Source organism: Halomonas alimentaria (assembly GCF_009902005.1).
Classification (GTDB): Bacteria; Pseudomonadota; Gammaproteobacteria; order Pseudomonadales; family Halomonadaceae; genus Halomonas; species Halomonas alimentaria.
The window spans coordinates 2,297,116-2,318,634 of record NZ_WUTT01000001.1; the positions used below are offsets into that span (position 1 = coordinate 2,297,116).

Below are 21,519 nucleotides of genomic sequence, written 5' to 3' on the forward strand. Positions count from 1 at the left end.
GGAGGCGCTGTGAACCCCTCCCTGGGCGCTACCGACGCCATCCCTGGCGTAGGACCTCCTCTCCGGCTTGTCCCCGGCGCCCCTCGCCGGCCGGGTAATCCGGCATGGCGGAGTGTGCAGGACACAACACCGGCGCCCTGGGGCGCCGGTGAGGTGTATCGGGTCGGGGGCGACGTCACTCGCCGGTGGACTCGGCCCTGGCCTTCTGCCGCAGGCGGATATTCAGCTCCTTGAGCTGATCTCCGCTGACCTCGCCAGGCGCGTCGGTCATCAGGCAGGCCGCACTCTGGGTCTTCGGGAAGGCGATCACCTCGCGGATGGTACGCCCGCCGGTCATCAGCATCACCAGGCGGTCGAGGCCGAAGGCCAGGCCGCCGTGGGGCGGTGCGCCGTACTGCAGGGCGTCGAGCAGGAAGCCGAACTTCTCGCGGGCCTCCTCCTCGCCGATGCCGAGGATCTCGAACACGCGGCGCTGCATCGCCTGGTCATGGATACGGATGGAACCGCCCCCCAGCTCGGTGCCGTTGAGCACCATGTCGTAGGCACGCGAGAGCGCCTCGGCGGGGTTCTCCTTGAGCTCCTCGGGGCTGCATGCCGGCGAGGTGAAGGGGTGGTGCAGCGGGCTGAGGCGACCGTCGTCGTCGGCCTCGAACATCGGGAAGTCCACCACCCACAGCGGCGCCCACTCCCGGGTATAGAGGTCGAGGTCCTCGCCCAGCTTGACGCGCAGCGCACCGATCGCCTCGTTGACGATGCGCGCCTTGTCGGCACCGAAGAAGATGATGTCGCCATCCTCGGCACCCACCCGCTCGAGCAGCTCCTCGACGACGTTCTCCATGAACTTGACGATGGGCGACTGCAGCCCCTCCAGCCCCTTGGCGCGCTCGTTGACCTTGATCCAGGCCAGTCCCTTGGCGCCGTAGATGCCGACGAACTTGGTGTACTCGTCGATCTCCTTGCGCGAGAGCCTGGCGCCACCGGGCACGCGCAGGGCGGCCACGCGACCGTCGTCGGCGCTGGCCGGCCCGGAGAATACCTTGAAGTCGACCTGCTTCATCAGGTCGTCGACGTCGGTGAGCTCCAGCGGAATGCGCAGGTCGGGCTTGTCGGAACCGTAGCGGTTCATCGCCTCGTGCCAGCTCATGCGCGGGAACTCGGGCAGCTCGACGCTCAGCACCTCCTGGAACAGCTGGCGGATCATCGCCTCGGTGATGCCCATGATGTCCTCTTCCTCCACGAAGGAGGCCTCGAGGTCGATCTGGGTGAACTCCGGCTGACGGTCGGCACGCAGGTCCTCGTCGCGGAAACACTTGGCGATCTGATAGTAGCGATCGAAGCCGGCCACCATCAGCAGCTGCTTGAAGAGCTGTGGCGACTGGGGCAGCGCGAAGAAGCTGCCCGCATGGGTACGGCTGGGCACCAGGTAGTCGCGGGCACCCTCGGGGGTGGCACGGGTCAGGATCGGCGTCTCGATATCGAGGAAGCCCTGGCCCTCGAGGAAGGCGCGCACGCTGTGGGAGATGCGCGAACGCAGGCGCAGCTTGTCGATCATCTCCGGGCGACGCAGGTCGATATAGCGGTGCTTGAGACGCACCTCCTCGCCCACCTTGCCATGCTCGTCGAGCTGGAACGGCGGGGTGGCGGCGGTGTTGAGCACTTCCACGTCCTTGGCCAGCACCTCGATCATGCCGGTGGGCATGTTGGGGTTCTGGGTACCCTCGGGGCGCAGCCGGACGCGGCCCTGGATGCGCAGCACATACTCGCTGCGGGCGCGGTCGGCGTTGGCGAAGGCCTCGGCGGTGTCGGGGTCGACCACGACCTGGGCGATGCCATCGCGATCGCGCATGTCGAGGAAGATCACGCCCCCGTGGTCACGGCGGCGGTGTACCCAGCCGCACAGGGTGACCGTCTGGTCCACCAGGGTCTCGTTGAGCTGGCCGCAATAATGGCTGCGCATGTCGTGTCCTGTTCTGTTGCGTGGTGTAAGTCGAATAACGTGAAACGACGAGGGGCAGCCCTCAGGCCGCCGCTCCATCCTTCTTGCTTGTCTTGCCGTCCGGCTTGGCGCCACCGCCGTCACCGGCGAGGTTCTTCTTGCTGCCGGACTTGAAATCGGTTTCGTACCAGCCACCGCCGGCCAGTCGGAAACCCGCGGCGGAGACCAGGCGCGACAGCGCCGAGGCCGAGCAGGCGGGGCAGTCGGTCAGCGGCTCTGCGCTGAGCTTCTGAAGCTTTTCCAGGCGGTGGCCGCAGGCCTTGCACTCGTATTCGTAGATGGGCATGGTTTGATCACTCCAAATCGTCATCACCCAGTTCAGGACGCGGTCGGGCTGGGCCCGACACAGGCGATATGCGGCCGGCCATGGCAACTTCCAAGCCTGCCAAAGCCCGCTATTATAGCGCGCCACACACCAGTGCGGGCAAGGCGCACCTCACACAGCAAGGAACCTCCGATGAAAGCCGTCATTCTCGATGCCGCAAGTCTCGGTCCCGATGTCGACCTGGCCCCTCTTCGCGAGCAGCTCGATGACCTGGTGGTCCACGAAAGAAGCACTACCCACGAGGCCCGGGAGCGCCTCGCCGCCGCCGAGGTCGCCATCGTCAACAAGGTGGTACTGGACGCCGAGACCCTGGAGGCCCTGCCCTCCCTGAAGCTGATCTGCGTACTGGCCACGGGAACCAACAATATCGACATGGCCGCGGCCAGGCGCCTGGGCATCGCGGTGAAGAACGTGACCGGCTACGGCACCGCCAGCGTGGCCCAGCACACCCTGATGCTGCTGCTGGTCCTGGCCAATCGCCTGCCGCTCTATCAGCGCGACGTGGCGGCAGGCCGCTGGGGCGAGAGCCCCTTCTTCTGCCTGATGGATCACCGCACCCTGCAGCTCGAGGGCAAGCACCTGGCGATCGTCGGCCAGGGGGAGCTGGGGAGCCGTGTGGCACAGCTGGCCGAAGCCTTCGGCATGCGCGTGACCTTCACCGCCCGTCCCGGTAACGAGGCCCATGACGACCGCCCGGGGCTGGCCGAGCTGGCCTCGGAGGTGGATGCGATCAGCCTGCACTGTCCGCTCAACGAGGCCACCCATCACCTGGTTGGTGCCGACCTGCTGGCACGCCTCAAGCCGGGCGCCCTGCTGGTCAACTGTGCCCGAGGCGGCATTATCGACGAGGAAGCGGCGCTCGCCGCCCTGCGCGAGGAGCGCCTGGGCGGGCTTGCCGTGGACGTGCTGCCCGAGGAGCCGCCGCGGGATGGCCACCCGCTGATTGCTGCCCTGCAGGAGCCGCTCAACCTGATCGTTACGCCCCACAACGCCTGGATCACGCCCGAGGCGCGCCAGAACGTGGTGGCGCTGACAGCCGACAACCTCCGCGAATGGTCACGGGGGCGGTGACGATGCAGCGAGTCGAGAGCCAGCACTTCTACTGCCACAATTATGGTTCCATCAACCTCGACCACTTCTACCGGGTCCCACACCTGGTGGCGCCGGGGGAGACCCTGGCCAGCCGCGACTACCGTGTGGGGCTGGGCGGCAAGGGCGCTAACCAGTCGCTCGCCATGGCCCGGGCCGGTGGCCGCCTGAGCCACTGGGGGCGAGTCGGGCGCCAGGACGCCTGGGCCCGCGACATTCTGGCCGAGGCCGGGGTCGACATCAGCCGAGTCACCCTGGTGGAGGAGCCCAGCGGCCACGCCATCATCCAGGTGGATGACAGCGGCGAGAACGCCATCATCCTGTTCCCCGGCGCCAACCACGGAAACTCGCGAGAGCAGTTGGCCGAGCTCGTCGATGCTGCCACCCCGGGTGACTGGCTGCTGCTGCAGAACGAGCGTAGCGGTCTGGAGGAGCTGATCCCCCTGGCCATCGAGCGAGGCCTCAGGGTGGCCTTCAACCCGGCGCCCATGGATGACAGCGTGGTGCAGCTGCCGCTGTCGCTGTGTTCCGTGCTGTTCATCAACCGCACCGAGGCCGCCCGACTGGCTGGCCTTGCCGTGCAGAGCAGCGCCGAGGCACTGCTCGATGCCCTGGCCTCACGGCTGCCCGAGACCGAGCTGGTGCTGACCCTGGGCGGCGAAGGCGCCTGGTACCAGCACCACGATGAACGCCGCCACCAGCCGGCGCTACCGGTCGTGGCGGTGGACACCACCGCCGCCGGCGATACCTTCATCGGCTACTACCTGGCCGCCCTGCAGGCGGACATGCCCATCGCCGAGTGCCTGCGCCGCGCCGCCACTGCCGCGGCCCTCGGCGTGCAGCGCCCCGGCGCCGCGGAGAGCATTCCCGCCCTCGATGAGGTGGAGCGGGCCCTGAAGCAAGGCCCCGGATCACCGGGTGCCCCCGTCAACCCTGAAGCCCCCTGACCGCGGAGCGCGTCATGACACATTCCATCATCTTCGATACCGACCCCGGCGTGGATGACGCCCAGGCCATCGCCATCGCCCTGCGCCATCCCGAGATTGAGCTGCTGGGCATGACCACCACCTACGGCAATGTCGACGTGGGGGTGGCTACCCGCAATGCCCTGCTGCTCGCCCAGCTGGCCGGGCGCGACGATGTCCCGGTCGCCCAAGGCGCGGCGGCGCCCATGGTCAAGGCCCGCCATGCGCCCCCCGCCCATATCCATGGCGCCAACGGCCTGGGCGATATCGCCCTGCCCGAGGTCGAGGGGCGGGCCGATCCCCGCAGTGCGGCACAGTTCATCGTCGATACCGTGAGCGCCCGCCCCGGCGAGGTGACGCTGGTGGCGGTAGGTCCGGTGGGCAACCTGGCAGCGGCGCTGCAGCTCGACCCCGCGATCATCGACAAGGTGAAGCAGGTGGTGATCATGGGCGGGTCGGTCCGCGAGGGCGGCAATGTCACCCCCGTGGCCGAGGCCAACATGTTCAACGATCCGGATGCCGCGTCGAGGGTGCTGACTGCCGGGTGGCCGTTGACCCTGGTGGGGCTCGATGTCACCCACCGCTGCGTGCTGACCCCGGAGCACATGAAGCGCATCGAGGCGGGACAGGGAGAGCTCGGTCAGGTGCTGGCCGGCAGCTACGCCTTCTACCGTGACTTCTACCACGAGTTCCTGGGCATCGATGGCTGCTGCCCCCACGACAGCTGCGCCCTGGCCTGGCTGCTGCGCCCGGAGCTGTTCACCACGGCCCGCGGTCACCTCACCGTGGCCACCGAGGGCGATGCCGAGGGGCAGACGATCTTCGCACCCGAGGGGCGCGGCTTCATCGAGGCGCGCTGGTCGCGGACCCCGCTGGTGCATGTCTGCCTGGGTGTCGAAGGCGAGGCGGTCAGCGACTGGATCGCCGACGTGCTCGCCTGAGGCTCAACCGGTACGGAAGTCGTCCGGGGCGTGGGTCTCGAGCACCTCGAACTCCACGTGGGTGACGCGGGCGTTCTCCGGGCCCTTCCACAGCCACTCGCCGACGGTCTTCACCGCCTCCTGATGGCCGCACAGCAGTACCTCCACGCGGCCATCAGGCAGGTTGGTGGCATGGCCGGTGAGGCCGTGCCTGAGCGCCTGCTCCTGGGTGGCGCGGCGGTACCAGACGCCCTGGACCTTGCCGGTCACCAGGGCCTTCAGGCAAGTCGTCTGCATGACGCAATCCTCCTCGCAGGATGATGCCTACCTTTCTATCACATCCCTTTCTATCGGGCCGGGGTCGCTGTCTGCCACCGCCGAGGTGGTGCTCTCAGTGGTTCCAGGCGCCGACGCCTTCCGCTGACCATCATCGAGCAGCTCCCGCCGGACCACCACGGCGGTGTTGCGGGGCACCAGCGGCTTGCCACGCTCGGTCAGGTGGCAGCGGGTGAAGGCGGCGCCGAGCAGCAGGATCAATGACGAGTAGTAGACCCACAGCAGGATCATCACCACCGAGCCCGCCGCCCCGTAGGTGGAGGCGGTGGCGGTATGCGACAGGTAGACGGCAATCACCGAGCGGCCTACCGCGAACAGCAGCGCGGTCACCAGGGCTCCCACCACCACGTCACGCCAGCTCAGCACCACGTCGGGCAGGACCTTGAAGATGGTCGCGAAGAGCGCGGCGATCACCGCCAGGGAGACCAGGAACTCGGCGGTGGTGGTCAGCAGTCCCACGTAGGGCACCATCTCGTCGGCGGCCTGCAGGGCAGCGCGAAGCATCACGCCCAGGACCAGCGAGACCAGCAGGATGAATCCGATGGAGAGCACCACGGTCAGCGACAGCAGGCGGTTCTTGATGAACACCAGAGCGCTGTTGGCACTGGGTCGCGCGGTCACTCCCCAGATGGTATTGAGGGAGAATTGCATCTGGGCAAATACCGTGGTGGCACCCACCATCAGCGCCCCGAAACCCAGCAGAGTAGGCAGCAGCCCGGACTCCTCGATGCGCGACTGGGCGACGGCGGCCTCGATGGCGGCGGCGGCGTCCTGGCCCATGGTGCCCTGCAGCTGGGCGACGATCTGGCCGTGGGCGGCCTCCTCTCCCAGCACCAGACCGATCACGGTGACCGCGATGATCACCGTCGGTGCCAGAGAGAACAGCGTGTAGAAGGCCAGCGAACCGGCGTAGCTGAAGGCGTTGCGTTCCAGCCACAGGCGGATGGCGCCATGCACCACGCGCCACCAGAACCGCAAGCCAGCCTTGAGCCGGGCGGGCGTCAGTTTCCTCGGATCGAACATCGAACTCCCCACTTCCCTGTAACCTGTCGAAACATCGTTTCACCACAGCATACCCGAAGCCCGCCCGAGGCGTCTCGCCGAAGCCATCAGGCACATTGCAAGCCACTGTCAGCACAAACATAATGGAGAAATCACTTCACAGCAGGCCCCTCGAATGAGCCCTTGCACGGACGCCACCTCCGAGAGCCCCGATTTCGACTGCCTGGTCTTCATCGGTCGCTTCCAGCCGCCCCACCTGGGCCATCTCGCGGTGATCCACCAGGCCCTTAAGCGTGCCCGGAAGGTGATCGTGATGGTGGGGTCGGCCTGGCAGGCGCGCTCCCTGCGCAATCCCTGGCGCTTCGAAGAGCGCCGCGCCATGCTGCGCAGCGCCTTCGATGCCGAGGAGAACGAACGCCTTGCCGTGGTACCGCTGCTCGATGCGCTCTACAACAACGACGTCTGGGTGCGTGACGTGCAGCGCAAGGTACGCGATATCGCCAGTCCCCTCGGGGCGCGACTACCGCGCATCGGCCTGATCGGTGCCAGCCGCGGCCAATCCAGCTACTACCTGTCGCTATTTCCCCAATGGGAGTCGGTGAGCGTGCCACTGGTGGAGGGCATCTCGGCCAGCCAGATACGTGAGCGCCTGTTCCGCTCCACGCCCTCTGCCGGCGACTACCTGAGCACCGGCGCCTCCCATGATCTGCCGCCCGGTGTCGTCGATGCCCTGCGCGACTTCTGCGCCGGTGAGGGTTACCGCCAGCTGATCGAGGAGCAGGTGCTGCTCGACCAGTACCGCAGCGCCTGGGCCCAGGCGCCCTACCCGCCCATCTTCGTCACGGTCAATGCGGTGGTGGTGCAGTCCGGGCATGTGCTGCTGGTGCGGCGCACCGCCGCCCCGGGCAAGGGGCTCTACGCCCTGCCAGGGGGGTTCATCAATCCCCATGAACGCCTGCTGGATGCCTGCCTGCGAGAGCTGCGCGAGAGGGTGCGGCTGAAGGTGCCGGAGCCGGTGTTGAAGGGGTCGCTGCGCGGCCAGCGCCTCTTCGACGAGCCCCATCGCAGCTGGCGGGGGCGCACCCTGGCCGAGGCCTTCTACTTCGCGCTGCGCCCGGAGCAGCAGCTGCCGCGCCTCAAGCCGGTCCAGGGCGGTGATCACGCGCGCTGGGTGGCACTGGCCGACCTCGACCCGGAGAGCCTGTTCGAAGACCACTTCTTCATCATCCAGGACTTCCTGGGCCTACCCGCCGATTTCGGCGGTTCCTGACCCAGCACACCGCGCCCTGTCAGGCCTCCAGGAAGTCCCGGGGCAACTTCTGCATCTGCTTCCAGAGCTTCTCGACGCCGGGCTTGTGCACCAGCGAGCAGCGGTAGAGGCGGATCTCCAGGGGGATATCCCACTTCTCGTCACCGGCCCGTACCAGGCGGCCATCCTTGAGCTCCTCGCGGATGCAGAAGTCGGGAATCCAGGCCATGCCGATACCCTGCATCACCATGCCCTTGAGCCCCTCGGCCATGGCAGTCTCGTAGACGGTGCGCAGGCGCAGGCGCAGCGGATCGTTCTTGAGCAGCATGCGCACGCTGCGCCCGAGGAAGGCGCCCTGGGTGTAGGCGAGATAGGGAATTGACTCCTCCCCCTGCAAGGGGAAGCGTGGCTCACCGTCCTCGTCCGGCAGGCAGACCGGCAGCATCTTCACCTGGCCGATGGAGAAGGAGGGGAAGACCTCGGAGTCGAGCTGCATGGTGGCGTGGGAGTCGTGATAGGCGAGCATCAGGTCGCAGTTGCCTTCGCGCAGCACGTGGATCGCCTCGCCCACGTTCATGGCGACCAGGCGGGTGGGCAGTTCGCCGACGCCCTGCTGCAGGCGCGAGATCCAGGGCGGGAAGAAGCTCAGCGCCAGGGAGTGCGCGGCGACGATGTCCAGCGCCTCGTTGGCCATGGCCAGGCCCCGTAGATGTCCGAGGCTCTCATTGAGTTGCTCCACCAAGTTGCGGGCGGTGACCAGGAAGAGCTGACCTTCCGGAGTCAACCCGACCGGGGTGGTGGAGCGGTCCACCAGGGTGGCACCCACCGCTTGCTCAAGGGAGCGGATGCGGCGACTGAAAGCCGGCTGGGTGACATGGCGCTGACGCGCCGAGGCGGAAAAGCTGCGCGTATTGGCCAGGGCAACGAAGTCCTCCAGCCACTTGGTCTCGAGGTTCACCGCGACTCCCGATCCGTGGTGGGCGTAACGACCGACCATGCCGGTCATCGCAAGCATTTAATATATCACTGAATCGGGGCCAGCAGGTAGGCGGCTCGGGAGAGCAACTTGCGCCACAATGGCCGCGAGGTGATCTCCTCGATATCGATGCGACGGCAGTCGCTGAAGTCCTTCTCGAGCATCAGGCGGACCTGGGCGGCAAACTGGCGGTCAGGCAGAAAGGCGGTGATCTCGAAATTGAGGCGGAAGGAGCGATTGTCGAGGTTGACCGTGCCGACGCTGGCCGCCGCATCATCGATCAGCATGACCTTCTGGTGCAGGAAACCGGGCTGGTAGCGGTAGACCTTGACGCCAGCACGCAACATATCGGGCAGGAAGGAGAAGGCCGACAGGAACACCAGCAGGTGATCGGGACGCTCGGGCATCATGATGCGCACGTCCACGCCGCGCATGGCCGCCAGACGCAGGGCATCCTGCACCCCCTGGTCGGGCACGAAATAGGGGCTGGTGACCCAGAAGCGCTCCCGGGCGCTGTGAATGGCGTGCTGGACCAGCAGGCTGGCGGTGTCCTGCGAGTCGGCCGGGCCCGAGGGCACGATCACCACACTGTGGCACTCCTCGCAGGTCAGCGTCGGCTGCCAGGCCAGGTTGATCAGCTCACCGGTGGCCCAGTGCCAGTCCTCCCAGAAGGCCTCCTGAAGACCCAGTACGCTGGGCCCGCTCAGCTTGAGGTGGGTGTCGCGCCAGGGGCCGTGGCGGGGATGGTGCCCCAGGTACTCGACGCCGACGTTGAAGCCACCGAGCCACCCTTCCCTGCCGTCCACCACCAGCACCTTGCGGTGGTTGCGAAAATTGAGCTGGAAGCGATGCCGAAAGCCCCGCGAGGAGCGGAACGCGCTGACCTCGATGCCTTCCTCGGCCAGGTCACGCAGGTAGCCTTCGTTGAGCTGGTGGCTGCCCACCTCGTCGTACAGGAAATAGACCCGCACGCCTCGGCTGGCGGCGCGCACCAGGTGCCGCTTGAGCTCGCTTCCAAGGGCATCGTTGCGCACGATGAAGAACTGCACCAGCACATACTCCTCGGCCCTCTCGATACCGTCGAAGAGGCTGTCGAAGGTCGCCTGGCCGTCGATCAGCAATTCGGCACGGTTGCCGCTGGTCATAGGCATCTGGGCCAGCTGCTCCACCGCACGCACATCGGGGTCGCGGGCATCGGCGAGAAAGGGTTCGACCTGGGAGCGGTAGCGTGCCAGCACCCGGCGCAGCACGCTGTCGCGCTCGCCACGGGCCGAGACATAGCCATAGAAGCGCGGCTGCCCGAAGATCCAGTAGGCAGGCACCGCCAGATAGGGAAAGGTGAGCAGGGAGAGGATCCAGGCGATGGCTCCCTGGGAGGTACGGCTGGACAGCAGGGCGAGTACCGCGGAAAGGATACCCAGCAGATGTACCGTAAAGATCGCCAGCCCGATCAGCCAGGACGTCATGCGCACTCCCTGCAAAAACAGTCCTGTGCAGCATACTCAAACGACAGCGGCCCCGCCAGGAGGCGGGGCCGCGGTAGCGCCTGAAGCGGCTGGGTCACGCCCGCTCGGCGATGATCTCCTTCCACTTGGCGGGACCGGTCTGGTGCACCGAGGTGCCCTGGCTGTCCACCGCCACGGTCACCGGCATGTCCTCCACCTCGAACTCGTAGATGGCTTCCATGCCGAGATCCTCGAAGCCCACCACACGGGCCTTCTTGATCGCCTGGGCCACCAGGTAGGCGGAGCCACCCACCGCCATCAGGTAGACCGCCTTGTTGTCGCGGATCGCCTCGATGGCCGCTTCGCCGCGCTCGGCCTTGCCGACCATGCCCTGCAGGCCGGTCTCCTCGAGCATGGTGCGGGTGAACTTGTCCATACGGGTGGCGGTGGTCGGACCGGCCGGACCCACCACCTCGTCACCCACCGGATCCACGGGGCCCACGTAGTAGATAAAGCGGCCCTTGAGGTCCACCGGCAGCGGCTCACCCTTGGCGATCATGTCGACCATGCGCTTGTGAGCGGCGTCGCGGCCGGTCAGCAGCTTGCCGTTGAGCAGCAGGGTGTCACCGGGCTGCCAGGTCTGCACCTCCTCGGGCGTCACGCTGTCGAGGTCGACGCGCTTGACGTTGTCCCCCGCCTCGCGGGTGATCTCCGGCCAGTCCTCCAGCTTCGGCGCCGGCAGGGCCGCAGGACCGCTGCCATCCAGGGTGAAGTGGGCATGGCGGGTGGCGGCGCAGTTGGGGATGATCGCTACCGGCTTGTTGGCGGCATGGGTCGGGTAGTCCTTGACCTTGATGTCGAGCACCGTGGTCAGGCCGCCCAGGCCCTGGGCGCCGATGCCACTCTTGTTGACCCGGTCGAACAGCTCCAGACGCAGCTCCTCGGCACGATTGGAAGCGCCGCGAGCCTGCAGCTCCTGGATATCGATGGGGTCGAGCAGCGCCTCCTTGGCGATCTCCATGGCCTTCTCGGCGGTGCCACCGATGCCGATACCCAGCATGCCGGGCGGGCACCAGCCGGCACCCATCTTGGGCAGCTGCTCCATGACCCAGTCGACCACGCTGTCGGACGGGTTGAGCATGGCGAACTTGGACTTCGCCTCGCTGCCGCCGCCCTTGGCTGCCACGTAGACCTCGACCGTATCGCCGGGGACGATCTTGTGGTGGATGATCGCCGGGGTGTTGTCGCCGGTGTTCTTCCGGGCGCCGTCAGGATCTGCCAGCACCGAGGCACGCAGCACGTTGTCTGGCAGCTGGTAGGCGCGGCGCACGCCCTCGTTGACCATGTCGTCAAGGCTCATCTCGGCATCCCAGCGCACATTCATGCCGACATGCAGGAAGACGGTGACGATGCCGGTGTCCTGGCAGATGGGGCGATGGCCCATGGCACACATGCGCGAATTGATCAGGATCTGGGCGATGGCGTCCTTGGCCGCCGGGTTCTCCTCGCGCTCATAGGCCTGGGCCATGGCGTCGATGAAATCCTTGGGATGGTAATAGGAGATGTACTGCAGGGCATCGGCGACGCTCTGGATCAGATCATCCTGACGAATCACGGTCATGGGCAAGGGACTCCTTGGCTTGTCGGCATGCCCGCTCCTGAACGGCGCTTCGTGGCCGCGGTGGCGGGCTCGAACGGGCGGCATTATACCCTACCCTTCGCTCTGTCTTCATTGATGCCACCAAAGTGGATCATGTGTGGTTTGAGAAAGTAGATAACGGTATAATTAGCGGTTTCGAAACCCTCAGGCTACCTACCCTGATGCTCAGCACAATGGCGGCAGCGTCAGGCTGCCTTACCCTAGCGCCAGCTGGCGTTCCCTGAGCTCATGCAGGCGATCACGTAGCCGCGCGGCCTCCTCGAACTCCAGGTTCTGGGCCGCCTCCAACATGGCATCCTCGACCCGGGTGAGCTCTCGGACCAGCTCCTGGGGGGGAAGGTCTGCGGGGTCGTAGACACCGGCCGGCTCGGCCACCTTGCGCTCCCCGCGACGCCCCTTGCCCTTCTTCCCCGGTGTCTGGGCCGCCTCGAGGATATCCGCCACCGAGCGCGTCACCGTGGTCGGAGTGATGCCGTGCTCCTCGTTGAAGGCGATCTGCTTGGCACGGCGGCGCTCCGTCTCGTCCATGGCACGACGCATGGAGTCGGTGACCCGGTCCGCGTAGAGGATCGCCTTGCCATGGGCATTGCGCGCGGCCCGCCCCATGGTCTGGATCAGCGAGCGCTCGTTGCGCAGGAAGCCCTCCTTGTCGGCGTCGAGGATCGCCACCAGCGAGACCTCGGGGATATCCAGGCCCTCGCGCAGCAGGTTGATGCCGACCAGCACATCGAACTTGCCCAGGCGCAGGTCGCGAATGATCTCCACCCGCTCCACGGTATCGATATCCGAGTGCAGGTAGCGTACCCGCACCCCGTGCTCGTCCAGGTATTCGGTGAGATCCTCGGCCATGCGCTTGGTCAGCGTGGTCACCAGCACACGCTCGCTGGCCCCTGCGCGCAGGTGGATCTCGGAGAGCAGGTCATCCACCTGGGTGGTGGCCGGACGCACCTCGAGCTCCGGGTCGAGCAGGCCGGTGGGCCGTACCACCTGCTCCACCACCCGGCCGGCATGCTCGGCCTCGTAGGGGCCAGGTGTCGCCGAGACGAAGATGGTCTGGGGACAGATCGCCTCCCACTCCTCGAACTTCATGGGACGGTTGTCCAGCGCCGAGGGCAGCCGGAAACCGTACTCCACCAGGGTCTCCTTGCGCGAGCGGTCGCCCTTGTACATGCCGCCGACCTGGGGAACGCTGACGTGGCTCTCGTCGATGAACAGCAGCGAGTCGTCGGGCAGGTAGTCGAAGAAGGTGGGCGGCGGCTCCCCGGGGTTGCGCCCCGAGAGATAGCGGGAGTAGTTCTCGATGCCGTTGCAGTAGCCGAGCTCCAGCATCATCTCGATGTCGTAGAGGGTGCGCTGCTCCAGGCGCTGGGCCTCCACCAGCCGCTCGTGCTTCCTGAGCCACTCGAGGCGCTCGACGAGCTCCGCCTTGATCTGGTCGATGGCCCCCAGGATCGTCTCCCGGGGGGTCACGTAGTGCGACTTGGGATAGATGGTCATGCGCGGCACCTCGCCACGCACCTCGCCGGTGAGCGGGTCGAACAGCCGGATCGAGTCGATCTCGTCATCGAACAGCTCGACGCGCACCGCCTCGTCCTCGGCGTCGGCCGGGAAGATGTCGATGACGTCGCCGCGCACCCGGTAGGTGCCGCGCTTGAAGTCCATGTCGTTGCGGGTGTACTGCAGTTCCGCCAGGCGGCGCAGCAGCTTGCGCTGATCGATCAGCTCGCCGCGGGTGAAGTGCAGGCGCATCTTGAGGTACTGGTCGGGATCACCCAGGCCATAGATGGCGGAGACCGAGACCACGATCAGGGCGTCGCGGCGCTCCAGCAGTGCCTTGGTGGCGGAGAGGCGCATCTGCTCGATATGGTCGTTGATCGAGGCATCCTTCTCGATGAAGGTGTCCGAGGAGGGCACATAGGCCTCGGGCTGGTAGTAGTCGTAGTAGGAGACGAAATACTCCACGGCGTTGTCCGGGAAGAAGGCCTTGAACTCGCCGTAGAGCTGGGCCGCCAGCGTCTTGTTGGGCGCCATGACGATGGTCGGGCGCTGCAGGCGCTCGACCACGTTGGCCATGGTGAAGGTCTTGCCGGAGCCCGTGACCCCGAGCAGGGTCTGATGGGCCAGCCCCGCCTCCAGGCCACTCACCAGGCCTGCGATGGCCGATGGCTGATCACCGGCGGGCTGGAACTTCGAGGCGAGGCGAAAGGGCTTGCTCATGGGGTCTCCGAGTTGGGGCGGCGGCCGACCCGGCCGCCGCTCGGTATCACGCCCCGGATCAGACCGGGATCACGGCTCGGGTGCTCACCTCCACCGTGGAGCTGGTCATCAGCCGGTGGATGGGGCACTTGTGGCTGATCTCCTCGAGGCGCTCGACCTGCTCCGGGTCGCTGATGCCGTGGAAAGTCATCTCCACCTCGAGGCGGTAGGTGCCGTGGCGCTCATCGCTGTCATCGCGGTGCACCTTGACGCTGATGCCCTCCAGGGGCCACTTCTTGCGCCGCGCATACATCATCGAGGTGATCGCCTTGCAGGCCCCAAGCGACAGATCGAAGTAGTCGTGGGGGTCGGGGGCACCGCCCTCGCCGCCGTAGGCTTCCGGCACATCCACGAACAGGTCCTCGAAGCCGTCAAGCTCGACCCGCTGACGGAAGATATGGTTGCGTACGCTCTGGATATCAATGGTCTTCTTCACACGGATACTCCCTGCTCACCTGACTTGGATCGGTAGCCTCAGGGCCTCGATCGCCTTGATCATCGCCTCCCGCCGGGCGCGACCCTCCACCTCGGCGCCGTGGCGCCCCACCTCGGCACTATCGACGCCATCGAGCATCATCAACGCGGTGGTGATGCGATTGACCTGATCGGCGTCGGTGACACCCTCGAAACTCAGCGACTGGTGGGCCATGACGTGACTCCTGGCTTGCCTGGCATGGATGAACCCGGGAGTCTAGCATGGGCCACCCGGGCCGGCAGCGGTTGCAATGTCGCGGCGGCGCCCGCATGTCTCCGGATATCCCGACCCTTTCCCTGACACGACGAGGCTTCCCATGCAGGACTGGATCACCGAGCTGGGCGCACGCACGCTCGCCGACGACCACATCACCTTCGACACACAGGATGCCGCACGTCAGGCCCTGGATGCCACGGTGGTGACACCGCTCCTGCAGTTCGGTGTGCTGGATGTGGTGGGCGCCGATGCCGAGAAGTTCCTGCAGGGCCAGGCGAGCGCCCAGCTCAACCTGGTCGATGGCGACTTCGCCCCACTGACGGTGTTCTGCACCCCCAAGGGGCGGATGCTGGCCAACGCCCAGCTGCTGCGCGTGGCCGAGGGCCACTACCGGCTGATCCTGCACCGCGACCTGGTCGACTCCCTGGCCGACCACCTGAAGAAGTTCGCCGTCTTCTACAAGGTCCAGCTGACAGCGCGGGATGACCTGGCGCTGATCGGCCTGATCGGCCAGGAGGCCTCGGCACTGGCCGAGGTACGCCTGGATATTGCCCCTCCCGCGATCTGGCATCAGGCCGGCGACGCCGAGACCCAGCTGCTGGCACACCCCGGCCCCCGCCCGCGCCTGCTGGCCATCCTGCCAACCGAGCGGGCGACGGAGGTCTGGCCGACCCTGGCAGAGCAGGCCACGCCGGCAGGCAATGCGGTCTGGTGTTTGCACGATATCCAGGCGGGTCTGGCCTGGTTGACCTCACACCACCGCGACGCCCTGCTGCCGCAGATGATCAACTGGGAGGCACTGGGCGGCATCAGCTTCAAGAAGGGCTGCTACACCGGCCAGGAGGTAGTGGCACGCGCCCACTTCCGGGGTCAGGTAAAGCGCCGGTTGATGCGTGGCCAGCTCGACGGCAGCGTACTGCCGGAAATCGGCAGCCCCGTCCTCGACACCAATGACAAGGCGGTGGGAGAGGTGATCACCACCGAGCTCGACGCCTACGACCAGGCAGAGGTGCTGGTAGTGCTAAGCACCAAGGAGGATATCGGCCCTCTGAGTGTGGCCGGGCAGAAGCTCAAGCTGCTGCAGCTGCCCTACCCCATCGAGCGCCTCGATCCGGAGAGCCTGGCGGCGTCATAGCCGAAACAGGCGACGGGCGGTGGCAGTGCTGTTCGCTGCCACCGCCTCCGAGCCCTGCCCCCTCAGCCCGGCGACGACCCGGCATACCTCGGCCACTCGGGCGGGTTCATTGCGCTCCCCCTGGTGGCCAGCCAGAGGCATGTCGGGACTGTCGGTCTCCAGCACATAGCCATCATCGGGCAGGCTCTGCACCGCCCGCTGCAGGCGTTTGGCCCGATCGAAGGTGACCGCCCCGCCAAGACCCACCACGAACCCCAGGTCGAGGAACTTGCCGGCCTGCTCCGGGGAGCCGGCGAAAGCGTGAACCAGGCCGCCGGCGGGAAGGTCGAGCTGGCGCAGCCGCTTGGCCACCGGGTCGTTGGCCCGTACGCAGTGGACCACCACCGGCAGCTTGCGCGCCTTGGCAATACGCAGCTGCGCGTCGAACAGCCGCCACTGGGCGTCCAGGGTGTCGCCGAAGCGGGCGTCGATGCCGCACTCGCCCACCGCCACCGATTGCGGGTTCGCTTCCAGCGCCTGCGCCAGCGCCTCGATGTCCCCCTCGGCGTGCTCCTCCATGAAGTAGGGGTGCAGCCCCAGGCAGACACTGACATCATCGCGTGCGCCCAGCGACAGCACGGCGGGCCAGCGACGGCGCGTCGTGCCCGGCACGATGAATTGCGCCACACCCGCCGCCCGGGCCCGTTCGATCACCGCCTCGCGGTCGGCGTCGAAGTCGGGGAAGTCCAGATGGCAGTGGGCGTCGATCAGCATAGTGACAAGCGACAAGGATCAAGGCGCAAGGCAGAGGTATCCTTGCTACGTGCATGAAGCGAGGGAGCGCCGGGGGCGGGTCGAAGAGGAGGTCCTATGCCAGGGATGGCATCGGTAGCGCCCAGGGATGGGTTCACAGCGCCTCCTCGAAGGCCCGCCGCCGGATCAGCCCCGAGCGACGCAGCAACTTATCGCCAGGGTATCAATGCTCCCGGGTGGGCTGGAAGCGGATCTCCGGCCAGCGCTCCTGGGTCATCTGCAGATTCACGCGCGTTGGGGCGATATAGGTCAGGTAGCCGCCACCATCGATGGCCAGGTTGGTGCTCGCCTTGCGCTTGAACTCCTCGAGCTTGCGGGCATCGTCGCAGTAGACCCAGCGTGCGGTATTGACGTTCACCCCCTCGTAGACACAGTCGACCTTGTACTCCTCCTTGAGGCGGTGGGCGACCACGTCGAACTGCAGGGTACCCACCGCACCGAGGATCAGGTCGTTGTTGTCCAGCGGCATGAACACCTGGGTGGCTCCCTCCTCGGAAAGCTGCTGCAGGCCCTTCTGGAGTGCCTTCATCTTCAGCGGGTCCTTGAGGCGCACGCGCTTGAACAACTCCGGCGCGAAGTGCGGGATGCCGGTGAAGCGCATGTCCTCGCCCTGGGTGAAGGTGTCACCGATCTGGATGGTGCCGTGGTTATGCAGGCCGATGATGTCGCCAGGCCAAGCCTCCTCCACCTGGGCGCGGTCCGAGGCCATAAAGGTCAGGGCATCGGCGATCTTGACGTCCTTGCCGATGCGCACATGGCGCATCTTCATGTTCTTCTCGTACTTGCCCGAACAGACGCGCAGGAAGGCGATGCGGTCGCGATGGTTGGGATCCATGTTGGCCTGGATCTTGAACACGAAGCCGGTAAAGCGGCCATCCTCGGCCTCCACGGTTCGCGTGTCCGTCTCGCGAGGCTGCGGCGGTGGCGCATATTCGACGAAGCCGTCGAGCATCTCGCGCACCCCGAAGTTGCCCATGGCGGTACCGAAATAGACAGGCGAGAGTTCACCGCGCAGGTAGGCCTCGTGGTCGAACTCATGGGACGCCCCGCGCACCAGTTCCACCTCCATGCGCAGCTCCTCGGCCTGCTCCTCGCCGAGCACCGCGTCCACCTCGGGGTTGTCGAGCCCCTCGATGCGCTTGTCATCGGGAATGCGGCTGCCCTGCCCCTGGGTATAGAGGTGGATGGTGTCGTTGTAGAGGTGGTAGACACCCCTGAAGTGACGCCCCATGCCGATCGGCCAGGTCATCGGCGCGCACTGGATATTGAGCACCTCCTCGACCTCGTCCATCACCTCGATGGGATCGCGGATGTCACGGTCCATCTTGTTGATGAAGGTGAGGATCGGCGTGGTACGCAGGCGACACACCTCCATCAGCTTGATGGTCCGCGCCTCGACGCCCTTGGCCCCGTCGATCACCATCAGCGCCGAATCCACCGCAGTCAGGGTGCGGTAGGTGTCCTCGGAGAAGTCCTCGTGGCCGGGCGTGTCGAGCAGATTGACGATGCGTCCGCCGTAGGGGAACTGCATCACCGAGGTGGTCACCGAGATGCCGCGCTCCTGCTCCATCTTCATCCAGTCGGAGGTGGCGTGGCGGTCGTTGCGCTTGCTTTTCACCGAGCCGGCCATCTGGATGGCATTGCCGAACAGCAGCATCTTCTCGGTGATGGTCGTCTTGCCGGCATCCGGGTGCGAGATGATCGCAAAAGTGCGTCGAAGCCCGGTCTCATGGGCCTGTTTCTGGTCTGACATGCGTTGGGTTCGCCAATTGGTTCTCGACCTTGTACTCGAGGAGAGCAGCGCGGGGCCGAGAGAGGAGTTTGGCGACTATTCTACGCCCTCGCCGGGCCGAAATGTAGGTCGGACACGCCACCCGACGCCACAGGCGCGCTATCATGTGGCGGTCGAAAAGGAGCCAGCATGCAGACCACCCAGCCACTGCCCCTCTCCACCCCCAATCGCAACCTGGTGCGCTTGACCATCGTGCGCGGCATCACCTGGACCGGCTTCCTCGCCGCCATCATCTTCGGGGTCGAGGTGCTGGGCTTCGAACTCCAGGTAACCGCGGTGATCGGTGTGGTGCTGGTGATGGCGGTGATCAATCTGGCCACCTGGTGGCGCCTGGGCCGCCACCGCGCGGTTACCGACGGCGAATACCTGCTCCACCTGCTGGCCGATGTTGCCGGCCTGACGCTGCTGTTCTACTTCACCGGCGGCGCCAGCAACCCTTTCATCACCTACTATCTGGTACCGGTGACCATCGCCGCCGCTACCCTGCCCTGGCGCTGCGCCTGGATCATCGCGGCCACCTCCATGCTCGGCTACAGCGCGTTGCTGGCCTTCCACTACCCGGTACCCCAGCTGACCGGTGGCCACGGGCCGACCGCCGGTCTCAACCTGCACGTGCTTGGCATGTGGCTGAACTTCGCCCTCTCGGCGGGCCTGGTCACCTTCTTCATCTACAAGATGGCCCACGCCCTGCGCAGCAGGGAGCAGGCACTGTCACGGACCCGCGAAGCCGCCCTGCGCAACGAGCAGGTGCTCGCCGTGGCGACCCAGGCCGCGGGTACCGCCCACGAGCTGGGCACCCCGCTCTCCACCATGGCGGTGCTGCTTTCCGAGATGCGTGCAGAGGCCGAGGACAACCCCATGCTGCAGAAGGATATCGAGCTACTGCGCCAACAGGTGGATACCTGCAAGTCGCGGCTGCAGCAACTGGTGGAGAGCGCCGACCGCCGCCGCATGGGCGAGCCGCAGATCACCGATGCCGAGGTGTGGTTGGCCGGGGTGGTCCAGCGCTGGCTGGTGCTGCGTCCGGATGTCAGCCACCACATGACAGTGTCCGAACACCGCAGCCGCCCCTGGCTGGCGGTGGATACGACCCTCGAGCAGGCGCTGACCAACCTGCTCAACAACGCTGCCGACGCCAACCCCGACGACATCGTCATCGGCCTCGACTGGCATGACGACGAGGTAATCATCGATATCCGCGACCACGGTCCCGGCGTTGCCCTGGCTATCGCCGACCAACTCGGCGAGACCTTCGTCTCCACCAAGAGCAAGGGGATGGGCATCGGCCTGTTCCTGACCCATGCCACCATCAACCGCTTCGGCGGCGGCGTCAGCCTATACAATCACCCCCAGGGTGGCACTCTGACCGAGGTCGTGCTGCCCCGGGCCCCCGCTGCCGAATGAGCTCACCCACCATCCGAGCGAGAGACCCATGCAAGAGACGCCCGAACGCCTGCTGATCATCGACGACGACGAGATGTTCTGCCACGTGCTTGACCGTGCCATGACCCGACGCGGTTACGAGGTGGTAGTCGCCCGGGACGCCCAGGAGGCACTCTCCCTGGCCCGTCAGCACCGCCCCACCCTGGCCACCCTCGACCTCAAGCTTGAGCATGAGTCCGGGCTCCAGCTGTTACCGGAGCTGCTGGAAGTGGTGCCGGAGTGTCGGGTGGTGATCCTGACGGGTTACTCCAGCATCGCCACGGCCGTGGAGGCGATCAAGCTGGGAGCGGTCAACTACCTATGCAAACCGGCCGATGCCGACGAGGTGCTGGCCGCATTCAACAAGCATGATGGCGACCCGCAGATCGAGGTGGCCGACCAGCCCCCCTCAATCAACCGCATCGCCTGGGAGCATATTCAGAAGGTGCTGCAGGAGCACGACGGCAACATCTCAGCCACCGCCCGCGCCCTGGGCATGCACCGCCGCACCCTGCAGCGCAAGCTGCAGAAACGACCGGTACGGCGCTGAAAGCTGGAAGCTGGAAGCTGGAAGCTGGAAGCTGGAAGCCAGCGTGATTCCGCTAACTCTGGGGTTAAGGTTTTTCTTCCAGCTTCAAGCTTAAGCCCGCGAAGCGGGCGTTCTTACAGCTCCGGGCAAAGCCCGGTTATTGCGCCGTCCACCCCAGATCCATATTCCAGCTCGCCCCGGTGACGGCGCCGGCGGCGTCGGAGGCCAGGTAGGCCACCAGCTCGGCGACCTCGCCGGGTTCGATCAGGCGCTTGACGGCGGCATTCTTGAGCATGATCTGCTCGATCACCTCCTGCTCCTGCATGCCGTGCAGCTTCGCCTGATCGGCGATCTGATTGTCGACCAGCGGCGTCTTCACGTAGGCGGGGCAGATGGCATTGGCGGTGATGCCCTGGGCGCCACCCTCCAGCGCCGCGGTCTTGGTCAGGCCGATCATGCCATGCTTGGCACTGATATAGGCCGACTTACCTGGCGATGCCACCTGGGCGTGTACCGAGGCGATGTTGACGATGCGCCCCCAGCCATTCTCGCGCATGGAGGGCCAGGCTGCCTGGGTGAGCAGGAAGGGCGCGGTCAACATCAGGTCGATAATCTGGCGCCACTTCGCCTCGGGAAACTCCTCAATCGGCGAGACGTGCTGGATACCGGCATTGTTGACCAGGATATCCACGCGCCCGAAACGCTTGATCGCCTCGGCAACGGCAGCCTTGCAGGCTTCGCCGTCCGTCAGGTCGGCCTGAAAGAAACTGGCGCCGGCCTCCTCGGCCACCTCGCGCCCCGCGGGATTGAAGTCCACCGCCAGCACCTGATGACCCAGTTGGCAGAAGTGACGCACCACCGCCTCGCCGATACCACTGCTGGTACCGGTGACGAGGGCGACGCGGGGGGTGACGGACGCTGACATTGACGACTCCTTGT

20 protein-coding genes are annotated in these 21,519 nt (G+C 66.3%); 7 read left to right on the forward strand and 13 right to left on the reverse strand.

The annotated features are described in order from the left end of the window. Positions 1–175: 175 nt before the first annotated feature. Together aspS and GRB96_RS10920 are read right to left on the reverse strand one after the other, a co-directional pair. The gene (gene aspS, locus GRB96_RS10915; RefSeq protein WP_161432167.1) at positions 176–1,957 is read right to left on the reverse strand and encodes an aspartate--tRNA ligase; all 1,782 of its coding nucleotides are present in this window, start codon (positions 1,955–1,957) and stop codon (positions 176–178) included. Positions 1,958–2,018: 61 nt separating this feature from the next. Continuing rightward, a complete protein-coding gene (locus GRB96_RS10920) occupies positions 2,019–2,282 on the reverse strand; it encodes an FmdB family zinc ribbon protein (protein WP_161432168.1) in 264 nt (87 codons plus the stop codon). A gap of 171 nt (positions 2,283–2,453) precedes the next feature. Between GRB96_RS10920 and GRB96_RS10925 the strand changes: the two genes are divergently transcribed. Genes GRB96_RS10925 through GRB96_RS10935 form a run of 3 tightly spaced genes read left to right on the forward strand, consistent with a single transcriptional unit; the run spans position 2,454 to position 5,316 of the window. Then, positions 2,454–3,392 (forward strand): D-2-hydroxyacid dehydrogenase, encoded by a 939-nt coding sequence (locus tag GRB96_RS10925; RefSeq protein ID WP_161432169.1) that lies wholly within the window; start codon positions 2,454–2,456, stop codon positions 3,390–3,392. Positions 3,393–3,394: 2 nt separating this feature from the next. Then, positions 3,395–4,357, forward strand: a complete 963-nt coding sequence (locus GRB96_RS10930; protein WP_161432170.1) for a ribokinase — start codon at positions 3,395–3,397, stop codon at positions 4,355–4,357. 14 nt (positions 4,358–4,371) lie between these two features. Continuing rightward, positions 4,372–5,316 (forward strand): nucleoside hydrolase, encoded by a 945-nt coding sequence (locus GRB96_RS10935; protein ID WP_161432171.1) that lies wholly within the window; start codon positions 4,372–4,374, stop codon positions 5,314–5,316. Positions 5,317–5,319: 3 nt separating this feature from the next. On the opposite strand, the gene GRB96_RS10940 is transcribed toward GRB96_RS10935, so the two are convergent. Together GRB96_RS10940 and GRB96_RS10945 are read right to left on the reverse strand one after the other, a co-directional pair. Further along, complete coding sequence (locus GRB96_RS10940; protein ID WP_161432172.1) at positions 5,320–5,592, reverse strand: acylphosphatase; 273 nt, start codon at positions 5,590–5,592, stop codon at positions 5,320–5,322. Positions 5,593–5,619: 27 nt separating this feature from the next. Beyond that, on the reverse strand, positions 5,620–6,654 hold the full coding sequence (locus GRB96_RS10945; RefSeq protein WP_161432173.1) for a YihY/virulence factor BrkB family protein: 1,035 nt from the start codon (positions 6,652–6,654) through the stop codon (positions 5,620–5,622). Positions 6,655–6,808: 154 nt separating this feature from the next. On the opposite strand from GRB96_RS10945, the gene GRB96_RS10950 reads away from it, so the two are divergent. Continuing rightward, positions 6,809–7,903 (forward strand): bifunctional nicotinamide-nucleotide adenylyltransferase/Nudix hydroxylase, encoded by a 1,095-nt coding sequence (locus GRB96_RS10950; protein WP_161432174.1) that lies wholly within the window; start codon positions 6,809–6,811, stop codon positions 7,901–7,903. Positions 7,904–7,922: 19 nt separating this feature from the next. On the opposite strand, the gene GRB96_RS10955 is transcribed toward GRB96_RS10950, so the two are convergent. The 6 genes from GRB96_RS10955 to GRB96_RS10980 form a co-directional block, all read right to left on the reverse strand. Next, entirely contained in the window at positions 7,923–8,840 is a 918-nt protein-coding gene (locus GRB96_RS10955) for a LysR substrate-binding domain-containing protein (RefSeq protein ID WP_161433089.1), read from the reverse strand. 65 nt (positions 8,841–8,905) lie between these two features. Further along, positions 8,906–10,324: a cardiolipin synthase gene (gene cls / locus GRB96_RS10960; protein ID WP_161432175.1), complete on the reverse strand. Its 1,419-nt coding sequence runs from the start codon at positions 10,322–10,324 to the stop codon at positions 8,906–8,908. Positions 10,325–10,418: 94 nt separating this feature from the next. Next, complete coding sequence (locus GRB96_RS10965) at positions 10,419–11,924, reverse strand: fumarate hydratase (RefSeq protein WP_161432176.1); 1,506 nt, start codon at positions 11,922–11,924, stop codon at positions 10,419–10,421. Between the two features lie 234 nt (positions 11,925–12,158). Further along, a complete protein-coding gene (gene uvrB, locus GRB96_RS10970) occupies positions 12,159–14,180 on the reverse strand; it encodes an excinuclease ABC subunit UvrB (RefSeq protein WP_161432177.1) in 2,022 nt (673 codons plus the stop codon). A 58-nt stretch (positions 14,181–14,238) separates the two neighbouring features. Beyond that, a complete protein-coding gene (locus GRB96_RS10975) occupies positions 14,239–14,655 on the reverse strand; it encodes an OsmC family protein (protein ID WP_161432178.1) in 417 nt (138 codons plus the stop codon). Positions 14,656–14,670: 15 nt separating this feature from the next. Then, positions 14,671–14,868: a hypothetical protein gene (locus GRB96_RS10980; protein ID WP_161432179.1), complete on the reverse strand. Its 198-nt coding sequence runs from the start codon at positions 14,866–14,868 to the stop codon at positions 14,671–14,673. 142 nt (positions 14,869–15,010) lie between these two features. Between GRB96_RS10980 and ygfZ the strand changes: the two genes are divergently transcribed. Then, the gene (gene ygfZ / locus GRB96_RS10985; RefSeq protein WP_161432180.1) at positions 15,011–16,045 is read left to right on the forward strand and encodes a CAF17-like 4Fe-4S cluster assembly/insertion protein YgfZ; all 1,035 of its coding nucleotides are present in this window, start codon (positions 15,011–15,013) and stop codon (positions 16,043–16,045) included. On the opposite strand, the gene GRB96_RS10990 is transcribed toward ygfZ, so the two are convergent. Then, positions 16,040–16,798 (reverse strand): TatD family hydrolase, encoded by a 759-nt coding sequence (locus GRB96_RS10990; RefSeq protein ID WP_161433090.1) that lies wholly within the window; start codon positions 16,796–16,798, stop codon positions 16,040–16,042. The two genes, ygfZ and GRB96_RS10990, sit on opposite strands and share 6 nt — an antisense overlap. Positions 16,799–17,000: 202 nt before the next feature. Then, positions 17,001–18,590, reverse strand: a complete 1,590-nt coding sequence (locus GRB96_RS10995; RefSeq protein ID WP_161432181.1) for a peptide chain release factor 3 — start codon at positions 18,588–18,590, stop codon at positions 17,001–17,003. A gap of 168 nt (positions 18,591–18,758) precedes the next feature. Here GRB96_RS10995 and GRB96_RS11000 point away from each other — a divergent pair, with 168 nt between their 5' ends. Together GRB96_RS11000 and GRB96_RS11005 are read left to right on the forward strand one after the other, a co-directional pair. Further along, positions 18,759–20,033, forward strand: coding sequence for an ATP-binding protein (locus tag GRB96_RS11000; RefSeq protein ID WP_161432182.1), 1,275 nt, complete (start codon positions 18,759–18,761; stop codon positions 20,031–20,033). Between the two features lie 28 nt (positions 20,034–20,061). Continuing rightward, positions 20,062–20,601 (forward strand): response regulator transcription factor, encoded by a 540-nt coding sequence (locus GRB96_RS11005; protein ID WP_161432183.1) that lies wholly within the window; start codon positions 20,062–20,064, stop codon positions 20,599–20,601. A gap of 136 nt (positions 20,602–20,737) precedes the next feature. On the opposite strand, the gene GRB96_RS11010 is transcribed toward GRB96_RS11005, so the two are convergent. After that, positions 20,738–21,505, reverse strand: coding sequence for a 3-hydroxybutyrate dehydrogenase (locus tag GRB96_RS11010; RefSeq protein ID WP_161432184.1), 768 nt, complete (start codon positions 21,503–21,505; stop codon positions 20,738–20,740). Between the last annotated feature and the right edge of the window lie 14 nt (positions 21,506–21,519).